Annotated in this window: 9 protein-coding genes and 1 pseudogene; 8 read left to right on the top strand and 2 right to left on the bottom strand. The window is 65.1% G+C overall.

The annotated features are described in order from the left end of the window. The 4 genes and pseudogenes from EN780_RS39750 to EN780_RS17450 all read left to right on the top strand — a co-directional run. Window positions 1-226: pseudogene (locus tag EN780_RS39750) on the top strand (FAD-dependent oxidoreductase); the annotation flags it as partial. A gap of 263 nt (window positions 227-489) precedes the next feature. Continuing rightward, window positions 490-1,080 (top strand): VOC family protein, encoded by a 591-nt coding sequence (locus EN780_RS17440; protein ID WP_127391069.1) that lies wholly within the window; start codon window positions 490-492, stop codon window positions 1,078-1,080. Window positions 1,081-1,100: 20 nt separating this feature from the next. Next, window positions 1,101-2,009, top strand: coding sequence for a glutathione S-transferase family protein (locus EN780_RS17445; RefSeq protein ID WP_128274821.1), 909 nt, complete (start codon window positions 1,101-1,103; stop codon window positions 2,007-2,009). Window positions 2,010-2,345: 336 nt separating this feature from the next. Beyond that, window positions 2,346-2,666: a hypothetical protein gene (locus EN780_RS17450; protein ID WP_245493289.1), complete on the top strand. Its 321-nt coding sequence runs from the start codon at window positions 2,346-2,348 to the stop codon at window positions 2,664-2,666. A 27-nt stretch (window positions 2,667-2,693) separates the two neighbouring features. Here EN780_RS17450 and EN780_RS17455 read toward each other — a convergent pair whose 3' ends face one another. Both EN780_RS17455 and EN780_RS17460 read right to left on the bottom strand, forming a co-directional pair. Beyond that, entirely contained in the window at window positions 2,694-2,909 is a 216-nt protein-coding gene (locus EN780_RS17455) for a hypothetical protein (RefSeq protein ID WP_127282790.1), read from the bottom strand. Window positions 2,910-3,059: 150 nt separating this feature from the next. After that, complete coding sequence (locus EN780_RS17460) at window positions 3,060-3,407, bottom strand: hypothetical protein (protein ID WP_128274822.1); 348 nt, start codon at window positions 3,405-3,407, stop codon at window positions 3,060-3,062. A 183-nt stretch (window positions 3,408-3,590) separates the two neighbouring features. On the opposite strand from EN780_RS17460, the gene EN780_RS17465 reads away from it, so the two are divergent. From EN780_RS17465 to EN780_RS17480, 4 genes are all read left to right on the top strand, one after another. Beyond that, window positions 3,591-7,361, top strand: coding sequence for a response regulator (locus EN780_RS17465; RefSeq protein ID WP_128274823.1), 3,771 nt, complete (start codon window positions 3,591-3,593; stop codon window positions 7,359-7,361). A 553-nt stretch (window positions 7,362-7,914) separates the two neighbouring features. Beyond that, entirely contained in the window at window positions 7,915-8,943 is a 1,029-nt protein-coding gene (locus tag EN780_RS17470; RefSeq protein ID WP_127282793.1) for a substrate-binding domain-containing protein, read from the top strand. A gap of 141 nt (window positions 8,944-9,084) precedes the next feature. After that, window positions 9,085-10,545, top strand: a complete 1,461-nt coding sequence (gene pstC / locus EN780_RS17475; RefSeq protein WP_127282794.1) for a phosphate ABC transporter permease subunit PstC — start codon at window positions 9,085-9,087, stop codon at window positions 10,543-10,545. Next, window positions 10,542-11,436: DUF3333 domain-containing protein (locus tag EN780_RS17480; RefSeq protein ID WP_128274824.1), on the top strand; the 895-nt coding region annotated here is incomplete at its 3' end. The genes pstC and EN780_RS17480, both read left to right, overlap by 4 nt.

The following is an 11,436-nucleotide window of genomic DNA, read 5'->3' on the forward strand; positions in this document are numbered from 1 at the left end:
GTGTACGGGCTTTGACGGCGATTTCAGCTGGATCGATGTACCCGGTGTTCTCGACGAGCGACGCCAGCCGGTCCACGAAAATGGCATCGCCTCGGTTCCGGGCGTCTATTTTGCGGGGCTCGACTTCGCGTCCACGCGTAGGTCAGGCACCGTCATGGCGGTTGACGATGAGGCACGTCGGTTTGTCGCCCGGATACAGGCTCGGGCTGATCGAGCCGTGACTTGATACGGAATAGAGTAGGCATATTCCGTGATCGGTAAGCTCTGCGCTGTGCTGGCTGTGTCCGCACCGTAGTGGGATCGATCTCGGACTCTATGCCGCTTGGCGCCGTTGCGAGCTTCTGGCGCAGTGCTGCGGATTGAATTAGCATCGCGTCTTGGTTTTTGCGCCATAGGCGCAAGGCGCCGTCGCAGGAAGCATCAAGGCGCGGCGGATGCGGATCAGAACTCGCCCGATACAGAGGCGAAGGATCGCAGAGAGGGAGACCGATGCAGAAACTGCAGTCGCAGGGCGTCCATCACATCACGCTGGTCGGCGCCGGGCGCCAGACCTCGATCGATTTCTGGGAAGGCGTGCTCGGCATGCCCTTCGTCTTCGAACAGCCCAATCTCGACAAGGCGAGCGAGAGCCATCTCTATTTCGATCCGGGCGACGGCCGGCTGATCACCGTCTTTACCGACGAGAGCCGCGCGGCGGTGGCCAGGCGCACGCCAACCGATACGGGCTGCGTCCACCACATCGCCTTTTCGGTGTCGCGCGTCACCTTCCTGCAAGCGGTCGCCCGGCTCGACGAGCGCGGCATCAAGCATAGCGGCGTCAAGGATCGCGGCTTCATGGATTCGATCTATTTCGAGGATCCGCTTGGCCTGCTGATCGAGCTCGCCTCGTATCGCTTCGAGCCGCCGACGGGCTTCACCCATGCCGACGTGCTGATGCAGGCGCACAAGATCCGTGTCGCGCGCGGCGATTACAACATCGCGGAAGTGCATCTCGCCGACGCGATCCAGACGCTGGTCGAATGGTCGCGCGCGACCTTGTCGGATGATCGGGGGCCGAAAAATCCATACGCACGAGACTGACAAGCCTGAGGGAGGAACAGATGGCGAAGGCAGCGACAAAGAGCACAAGCAAACCGGCCAAGCCGGCAACAAAGACCGCCAAGCCGGCGGCGAAAGCGGCTGCGAAGCCGGCAACAAAGGCAAAAGCAGCAGCCAAGCCAGCCGCGAGGGCGACGGCCAAGGCCGCGCAGGCGACGGCAAGGGCCGCGCCTAAGGCGACGGCAAGGGCCGCGCCTAAGGCCAAGCCGGCGAAGAAGCCGGGGCTGAAGCTCAGCATGCTGAAGCCGAGCGTCAACAACATGACCGTTCGGGTGTTCGCGCGCGCCGCCGGCTTCGACCATGCCGAGACCGACGCCTGGGGGCTTACGCGCTCGCCGGAATTCCTGGCGCGCAACCCGGCCCATCTGACGCCGATGATCGAGGACAAGGGCCTGCCGCGGGGCGTGCTGTGGGAAAGCTGCGCCATCATGCAGTATCTCGCCAACAAGCACGGGCTGGAGAAGTTCTACCCCAAGGCGCCGGCCAAGCGGGCCATGATCGACAGCGCCATGTTCTACCTGGTCGGCACGCTCTACCCTTACGTGGCGCGCGCCACTTATCCGGCGCTCGGCTTCCCGCAATATGCCGGCGAGGTCGGCCACAGCGACGCCCATCCCGACAGGAAATCGGAGGCCCAGAAGGCGGCCGCCTCTGCAATCGCCGAGCCGCTGGAGGTCTTCCACAGCTTCTTCCGCAACGGCAAGCCGTTCATCGGCGGCAGCAACCCGTCGATCGCCGACATAAGGCTGGCAGCGACGCTCGAATTCCTGGCGGTCATCGACTATGCACTGCCGCAGTGGGCGAAGGACTATATGGCGGCGATGGAGAAGAAGCTCGGCAACGCCTATGCCGAGCCGGCCGGCGATGTGCGCGGCTACATTGCCTATGTGCGGTCGCAGGCCAAAGCGTGATCGCCGCCAAGTAGCGTCGCTGAGCCTGGCGACCGGTCGGGGTTAGGGATTGGTTAACCAAAGACCTGTCTACTGGCCGCTGGTTCACCTCAGGCGCGCGACCACGGATGTACTGGCGCGGATGCCGAGGCGAAAGGAAAGGTCGGCCCTGCGCCGGCCTTTTGCTTTTCGCCGGCTGCCCGACCTTGGCGAAGGCGCCTGGCTATCCCTGCAAAACCTTTTGTCATCTTCGGCTTTGACCGCAGCATGAAGGCGGCGGCGGAGCGGGATAGAGGAGGATCCCCGGCAATGAAAGGCACTGCACTCTCGGCATGCTTCGTCGCACTGCTGGCAGCCATGCCCTGTCAGTCGAATGCCGCCTCGCTCAACACCATGAACGATGTCGGAGCGGCGCTGCAGGCATGCTGGACCCCGCCGGCCAATTCGGAGAACTCGTCGGTGACCTTGAGCTTCAGCTTCAGGCGGGACGGCACGCTGATCGGCCCACCCAAGCCGACGGCGATAAAAGTGAACGGCGACGCGAAGGCGAGGCAGGCCTATGTCGACGCCGCGACCGCGGCGCTGCAGCAGTGCCTGCCGCTGAGCTTCTCGCCGGCGCTGGCGCAGGGCATTGCCGGCAACATCTTCACGCTGCGGTTCAATTCGCCCAAGCAGTAAAGGCCTATGGGCGGGTCGGTCTGGGGATCAGTGCCGCGCGCGCCTCGCATCGACATGGCGCTGCAATTCCGGTGCCTCGAAGACGTAGTCGCTCCAGGCCGACTCCGGAATCTGGCCCGCCAGATAGCATTCCAACAGCAGGTTCTGCTCTTGTGTCAGGGGTCTCGGCGCCCGCTCATGATCCAGTCCAAGTGAATGGATGAGGTTCCTGGTCAGGCCAGAGACGGTGAAGTGAATCGACATCCTCTGTCTCCTTTGCCCTAGAACGCCGATTGTGCGCCAAAGGTTTCACCGAGGCCATTCGACACTTTGAGCTAGGCCCCGCGTTGGCGGCTGAGGACGCCGTCGGATCGAGCCGCCGGCCTTCTTTCCGGCCAACTGACCTTGCCGCCGCTATTCGCAGACCACGCGGTAGCGCTTGCCGGGCTCGCTGACGTTCCGGCAGGCGAGCGGCTGCTCCGGCTCGGACGACAGCGAGGGAGGGCTCGCCACCTGCCCTGCCGGCGCTGGCGGGGGGCCGAGCCTGCGGCCAGGCAACCGCCTTGGTGCCAGCGGTGCCACCGGAAAGGGGCCTGCCTGCATTCGCGGCGGTCCGGCCTGCGGCTGCGGCGGGGGCCTGTCCCAGATACGCCTGACGTCGAGCGGCTTCGGGATCATCACGGTGCCATCGTCGCTGCGTGCGCAGCCGCCTGCCGCAAGCAGCGCCGGGCACAGGAAAAACAGCACGATCCGTCCGAACATTAGCAACACCCCAATATACGGTTTATAACGCGGCAGCGCCGCAGCCGACAACCTGCGCGATGCGGCCAGGCCGCGACAGTTCGCCCCCGGTCGCGGTTTGTTAAGGTTAGCGGATCGTTAATGCTTCTGAGGCACAGTCCGCCGACGAACCGCGACGGGGGTTCGGCTGGGGGTGGCATCAGCATGGCGGACGTGGACGGGACGGGGAACGGCGGCAAACGCGACCCCCTCGAAGCAGCGGTTGCGCGCGGCGACGATGCGCTCGCCGAAGACGGCGTACAGCATCTTGCCGATCTCGAGCGCACGATGGACGCCATGCATATGGGCGTCGTGCTCCTGGATGCCCAGCTCGACACGCTGATCATCAACAAGGCCTATCGCGACCTCTCCAGAATTCCCGACGGGGCAGTGAGCGTCGGCGCGCCGTTCAGCCGGCTGATGGAACTCAATCGCCGCAACGGCATATATGGCGATATCGGCGAAGAGGAATGGCAGCGCTACCTCGCCAGCCGCTTCGCGGAGATTCGTGGCGGCTCAGTCGCGCCGCGCGAGTTTGTCCACGCCAACGGCAGGACAATGATGTTCTCGGTCACCGCGCTGTCCGGGGGCAAGCGGTTGTTGACCTACTACGAGGTCACCGACGTCAAGCGCCGTGATGCCGAGGTCGAGAGCGCCAACGCCAGGACCGCGGAGACCTTCGCCAATCTTCGCGCCATGGTCGACCAAATGCCGATCGGCGTCCTTGTCCTCGACTCGGACATGCGCGCGCAGGTGATCAACCGCGCCTTCCACGAGTTCTGGAAAATCGAGCCCAGCCGCGCCGGGATCGGCAGCGGCTTCCGCGAGCTGATGGAAGCGAGCCGCGGGATCGACCCCTACGGAGCCGACGACGAGGCATGGCAGCGCCTCATGGCCGAGCGCGAAGCCGAGATCAGGGCTGGCGTTGCCGGATCGCGGCAGCTGCCACTCAATGACGGCCGCACGCTGATTGCCTCGCTGGCGCCGCTTGCCGGCGGCAAGCGGCTGATCTCCTATGTCGACGTCACCGACATGAAGGAGCGCGAGGCGGAGGCCGAGGACGCGCGCAAGAACCTCGCCACCGTGCTGGAATCGCTGCCGGCCGGCGTCATCATCTACGATCGTGACGACAGGTTCGTCTTCGCCAACCGAAAACTGCAGGAGACGCTTCCGGCGCTGAAGCCGGTGTGGCAGCCCGGCCGAAGCTTCCGCGAGGCGCTGGCGCTCGGCCATTCGGTCGGCTATTTCCGCCAGAGCGGCGATCCTGAGATCGACAGCCTCTACGAGCGCGATCGCGACGGGTGGTTCGACGCGATGCTCGCCCACTACCGGCTGCCGAACTCATCCTATGAACGGCGCAATCCGGACGGCCGCTGGTACCAAGTCTACGACATGCGGACCGAGGACGGCACCTTCATCGGCGTGCGCGTCGACATTTCCGACATCAAGAGCCGCGAGAAGGCGCTGCATGACTCGATGCGGCAGATCGATCTGTTCCGGCACGTCATGGACGAGCTGCCGGTGGCTGCCTTCATCAAGGCCCAAGATCTCAGCATCGAATTCGTCAACAAGGCCTGGTGCGCCATCACCGGCCTCGCCAAGGAGGACGTCATCGGCCGCAGCGACCGCCAGTTGTTCGGCGCCGAGGATGCCGAAAGCTACAGCCATGACGACACCGAAGTGGTCGTCGCCGGCAAGGTCCTGGAGGTCGAGGAGCCTGTCACCCATCGCGACGGCACCGTGCGGCAACTGATGACGCGCAAGAGCCGCCTGGTGGCGACAGACGGGTCGGTGCATCTGGTCGGCTCCAGCACCGACATCACCGACGTCAAGGCGCGCGAGCGGGCGCTGGAAGAGAGCATGCGCGAGAACGAGGTGTTCCGCAGCCTCATCGACAACGTGCCGGTGTCGATCTACGCCAAGCGTTCGGACCTCAGGCAGTTCTACGTCAACAAGGGCTGGTGCGACCTCACCGGCTTCGCCAAGGAAGATGCGATCGGCAGGACCGACGTCGAAATCTTCGGGCCGGACGGCGAGGCCTTCGTCGCTGGCGATCTCGCCGTGCTGCGCACCGGCGAGACGCAGGAGATCGAGGAGAGCGTGACGCTGCCCGACGGCAGCGTGCGGCACCAGTTCGCGCGCAAGGGGGCGATGATTGCCTCCGACGGTTCGCTCTATCTGATCGGATCGACCACCGACATCACCGAGCTCAAGCAGCGCGAGGCCGAACTCAGCGAGGCGCGGCAGCGCGCCGTGCTCGCCGACCGCGCCAAGTCGGAATTCCTGGCCAATATGAGCCATGAGATCCGCACGCCGATGAACGGCGTGCTCGGCATGGCCGAATTGCTCGCCAAGTCCGACCTCGACCCCAAGCAGAAGACGTTCACCGACATCATCGTGAAGTCGGGCAACGCGCTTTTGACCATCATCAACGACATCCTCGACTTCTCCAAGATCGATGCCGGCCAGCTGGTGCTCGATCCGGCGCCCTTCAACCTTGCCGAGGCCATCGAGGATGTGGCAACGCTGGTGTCGACTCGCGCCAAGGAGAAGGATCTCGAGCTCATCGTGCGCGTGCAGCCTGGCCTCGACAGCCAGTTCGTCGGCGATGTCGGGCGCATCAGGCAGATCGTCACCAACCTGCTCGGCAATGCGGTGAAGTTCACCGACGAAGGCCATGTGCTGGTCGACGTCACCGGCGAGCGCGTGCCGACGGGAACGAAGCTCACCATCTCGGTGACCGACACCGGCATTGGCATTCCGGAAGACAAGCTGAAGGCCGTGTTCGAGAAGTTCAACCAGGTCGATACGTCGTCGACGCGGCGGCACGAGGGCACTGGGCTCGGTCTTGCCATCACCTCGCGACTGGTCGAGCTGATGAGCGGCGAGATCGGGGTCGAGAGCGATGAGGGCAAGGGCTCGACCTTCTGGTTCACAGTGACGCTGCCGCGGGCCATGCAACAGAGCGGGCAGCGGATCATGCCGGTCGACGTCACCGGAGCCCGGGTGCTGATCGTCGACGACAATGCCGTCAACCGCTCGATCCTGAGCGAGCAGATGGCGTCGTGGACGTTCGATTCCTGCGCGGCCGAGAGCGGCGCCGAGGGGTTGAAGGTGCTGATCGCCGCCGCCGCCTATGGCGTGCCGGTCGATTGTGTCGTGCTCGACTACCAGATGCCGGGCATGAGCGGCGCCGAGATGGCGCGTATCGTGCGCAACACCGACGGCCTTGCGCACACGCCGATCATCATGCTGACGTCCGTCGACCAGTCGCTCGCCAACACCAGCTACCGCGACCTCGGCATCGATGCACAGCTGATCAAGCCGGCGCGCTCCTCGGTGCTGCTGGAGACGCTGGTCGCCACCGTCCAGCGTCACCGCCACAGCGCGGCGGTCAGCCATCCGCAGCAGGCGGCGAGCAGCAGTGCGGGGATAGCGCAGCCGGCGCCTGCCAGGGCCGCCTCGGCGGTGTCGGAGCGGGCGCTGCTGCAGCCGCCGCCGGTGCGTGCGCGCGCCCGGCCGACCGGTGGCGAACGCGGGCTCGATATCCTCGTGGCCGAGGACAATGAGGTGAACCAGATGGTGTTCACCCAGATCCTCGGCGAGACCGGCTACGGCTTCGAGATCGTCGGCAACGGCCGCAAGGCGCTCGACGCCTACGGTAGGCTCAAACCGCGCATGATCCTGATGGACGTGTCGATGCCGGATATGAACGGGCTGGAGGCGACGGCCGCCATCCGCCGGCTGGAGGAGGAGAGCGGCATGCATGTGCCGATCGTCGGCGTCACCGCGCATGCGCTGAAGGGCGATCGCGAGCGCTGCCTGGAGGCCGGCATGGACGACTATCTGCCCAAGCCCATCAGCCCGAGGGCCCTGCTCGAAAAGCTGGAGCGCTGGATCGGCGCCGACGGCCAGGCGCAGAGAAACGCCGGCTAAACCTGTCGAGGCCGCTGCTTCGGGGCGAGTGTCGTCGCAGCGCCCGGTTTGCGAAGCACGCCGGACAACCGAGGCTGCCGTGGGGATATGGTGCGATCGCACCATATCGAACCGGGCATCGAGCCGAAACAATGGCGGCATCGGATTCGCTCCCCCGGTTACGGGCGGGAGCAGCGACCGCCGGCTAGAAACAGCGTCGACTCTACCCCAACGGACCTGTTTTCGGCGATGGCTCGGCCATGATACGCTCTGGCCAGGGGCAACGCGCTCTCGTCCGGCTTTTCTTTTCTCGGCGGCCGAGGCTCGTGCCGCCGAGGGCAGGGCGGGCCTCCAGAATCGCGCAAGTCCCTGATTCCCACGGCAAACCGCCGTTGCCTCGCCGAGGGCTGGCTGCCAGCCGTTTCCGGCGAGCCGGTCAGGCGTTACCGGGCTGACACGAAACTGTCATGCGACTGTAATAATCGGAAGCTATTGGCCTCACCGGGCGCCGATGGACAGCGGTGCCAAGAGTCCATCTTTCGAAGAGACCATCTTCCGAACAGGAGCAGGCCACATGAACAAATTTCTCCTCACGGCGTCGGCCGCCGCGCTTGCGCTGGCCGCGTCGTCCGGCTTCGCCGCCGCGCGCGACCAGATCCAGGTTGCCGGGTCGTCGACCGTGCTTCCCTATGCCAAGATCGTTGCCGAGCAGTTCGGCGAGACCTTCACCAAGTTCAAGACCCCGGTGGTCGAGTCCGGCGGCAGCGGCGCCGGCATCAAGGAATTCTGCAAGGGCGTCGGCGAAGACACCATCGACATCGCCAACTCCTCGCGCCCGATCAAGAAGGACGAGATCAAGTCCTGCGCCGACGCCGGCGTGAAGGATATCCAGGAAGTCCGCATCGGCTATGACGGCATCGTCTTCGCAACCGACATCAAGGGCCCGGACTGGGCGCTGGTTCCCGCCGACATCTACAAGGCGCTGGCCGCCAAGCTCGTTGTCGACGGCAAGCTGGTCGACAATCCGAACACCAAGTGGAGCCAGGTCAACCCGAAGCTGCCCGACTGGGACATCGCCGCCTACATCCCGGGTGAGAAGCACGGCACGCGCGAAGTGTTCGAGACCAAGCTTCTCGACGCCGGCTGCGACAAGGCTGCCATCAAGGCCACCGGCATCAGCGACGACAAGGAAATCGGCAAGACCTGCATCGCCATCCGCAAGGACGGCAAGGCTGTCGACATCGACGGCGACTACACCGAGACGCTCGCCCGCATCGACTCCAACAAGACCGGCGTCGGCGTGTTCGGCCTCGCCTTCTACGAGAACAATGCCGACAAGCTGAAGGTCGCCAGCGTTGAAGACGTCGTGCCTTCGACCGAGACCATCGCCAGCGGCAAGTATCCGGTTTCGCGCCCGCTGTTCTTCTACGTCAAGAAGGCGCATCTCGGCGTCGTTCCGGGCCTGAAGGAATATGTCGAATTCTTCCTCGACGACCAGATGATCGGCCCGGAAAGCCCGCTTGCCGAATACGGCCTGGTTTCGGCTCCCGACGCCGAGCGTCAGTCGCAGCGCGACGCCTTCGCCGCCGGAAAGACCATGTAATCAAGCTTAGGGCCGGGGCGCGGGATTACCTGCGCCCCGGCCTCTTCGCCCGCCGCAGTGGCGGTGGCGACCGGAGCGTGATCCCGAAATGGGACCGGACAAGATCATGCTCGAACGAGGGATTTCCCCTGGGGTGGGTTCATGTCGTCCATGCTCGTACTTGCCATAGTCGCCGCCATCGGCGTGGTCGCATTCTTCATTGGCCGCCAACGGGCCGTGGCGCAGGACAATGGTTCGGTGAAGCCGCATTCGCGCGCCCATTATCACGGCTGGTGGGCCTTCCTGCTCGCCGTGCTGCCGGCCCTCCTGCTGCTTGCCGTCTGGAACATCGGTTCCTCCGTCTATCTCGAGCGCCACATCCACGCCGCCTTGCCCGAGCGCACCGCCGACAGCGCGGTCGCCAGCGAGGCGCTCGATGTCAGCCTGGTGAAGAGCCTCGCCAAGGGGCTGCGCCAGCTCGATGCAAACACCCAGCTTCCCGCCAGTTTCGCCGAATTGCAGCCGCTGCTCGCCGCCAAGGGCGTGGCGCTGGCGACGGACACCCAGGACTACATGATCCCGATCGCCGTCGAGGCGAATGCGGTGCAGGACCGGCTCGGCCTGGTCGGCGCCGTCGTCACGCTCGTGCTGTCGATCGCCGGCGCCTTTTACGCGCTCCGGCAAGTCGCGCCGCGAGCGCGCGCCAGGAACAATGTCGAGCGGCTGATGCTGTGGGGGCTGCTGGCGGCCTCAACCATCGCCATCCTGACCACGGTCGGCATCGTGCTTTCGATGCTGTTCCAGACGATCCAGTTCTTCGACAGCGTTTCGCCGGCGAGCTTCTTCTTCGGCACCGTCTGGGATCCGCGCTTCGCCGCGGCCGGCTCGGGCGGCAGCCAGGGCCAGTTCGGCCTGATCCCGCTCCTGTCCGGCACGCTCTACATCGCCTTCGTCGCCCTGCTGGTGGCGGTTCCGGTCGGTTTGATGTCGGCCGTCTACATGGCCGAATACGCCTCGCCCAAGGTGCGCTCGGTGGTGAAGCCCGCGCTCGAGCTGCTGGCCGGCATCCCGACCATCGTCTACGGCATTTTCGCCGTCGTCACGCTGGGGCCGTTCCTGCGCGATCTCTCGGCGGCGCTGACGGGCGGTTCGCCCTTCATCCAGGGCCAGAGCATCTTCACCGCCGGCCTGGTCATGGGCGTCATGCTGATCCCGGTCGTATCCTCCCTGTCGGACGACATCATCACCGCGGTGCCGCGCGCCATGCGCGACGGCTCGCTCGGCCTCGGCGCGACGCGCTCGGAGACGATCAAGCGGGTGATCCTGCCGGCCGCGCTGCCCGGTATCGTCGGCGCCATCCTGCTGACCGCCTCGCGCGCCATCGGCGAAACCATGATCGTGGTGCTCGCGGCCGGCGTCGCCGCCAATCTCACCGCCAATCCGTTCGAGGCGATGACCACCATCACCGTCAAGATCGTCAACCAGCTGACCGGCGACCTCGAATTCAATTCGCCGCAGACGCTGGTCGCCTTCGCGCTCGGCATTACGCTGTTCGCGCTGACGCTGGTGATGAACATCGTCGCCCTCTACATCGTGCGCAAATACCGGGAGCAGTACGAATGACCGATATCCCGCTGGATACGATGGTCCGGGCCGCGGCTCCTGCGCGCCGCGACATCGGGCTCAAGGCCCGCTACGCCGCCGAACGCCGGTTCCGCATCTATGGCGTGCTGGCGATCTCGGTTGGCCTCGCCTTCCTCGCCATCATGCTGATCACCATCGTCTCGAAGGGCTACACCGCCTTCTGGCAGACGACGGTGACGCTGCCGATCAATTTCGACGAGAAGATCATCGATCCTTCCAACAAGCGCGCCACCGATCCGGACGTGCTGATCAAGGCGAACTATCCCAAGCTGGCCGACAAGGCGCTGATGGCCAAGCTCGGCATCGATCCCGCCAACAAGCCGATGGCGCTGAAGCTGAAGGGCTTCCTGTCGGAGGGCGCGCGCGTGCAATTGCGCGACATCGTCGTCGCCGATCCGTCGGTCATCGGCACCACGCGCAACGTCGACATCCTCGCCGCGGCCAATCTCGATTCCGCCTTCAAGGGCCAGATCGACCTCAACGTCGAGGAAGCGCGCCGCAAGGTCTCGGACCAGCAGATCGCCTGGATGAACCAGCTCAAGGGCGACGGCACCATGGCCGAGCATTTCAACAAGGGCCTGTTCACCTATGGCGCCTCCAGCCGTCCGGAAACGTCGGGCATGGGCGTGGCCATCATCGGCTCCTTCTACATGATGGTGATCGTGCTGCTTCTGGCGCTGCCGATCGGCGTCGCCGCCTCCATCTACCTGGAGGAATTCGCCAAGAAGAACCGCTTCACCGACCTGATCGAAGTCAACATCAACAATCTGGCGGCGGTACCGTCGATCGTCTTCGGCCTGCTCGGCCTTGCCGTGTTCATCAATTTCCTCGGCATGCCGCGCTCGGCCGCCTTTGTCGGCGGCCTGGTGC

The sequence above is a fragment of the Mesorhizobium sp. M4B.F.Ca.ET.089.01.1.1 genome (assembly GCF_004022605.1).
Lineage (GTDB): Bacteria > Pseudomonadota > Alphaproteobacteria > Rhizobiales > Rhizobiaceae > Mesorhizobium > Mesorhizobium abyssinicae.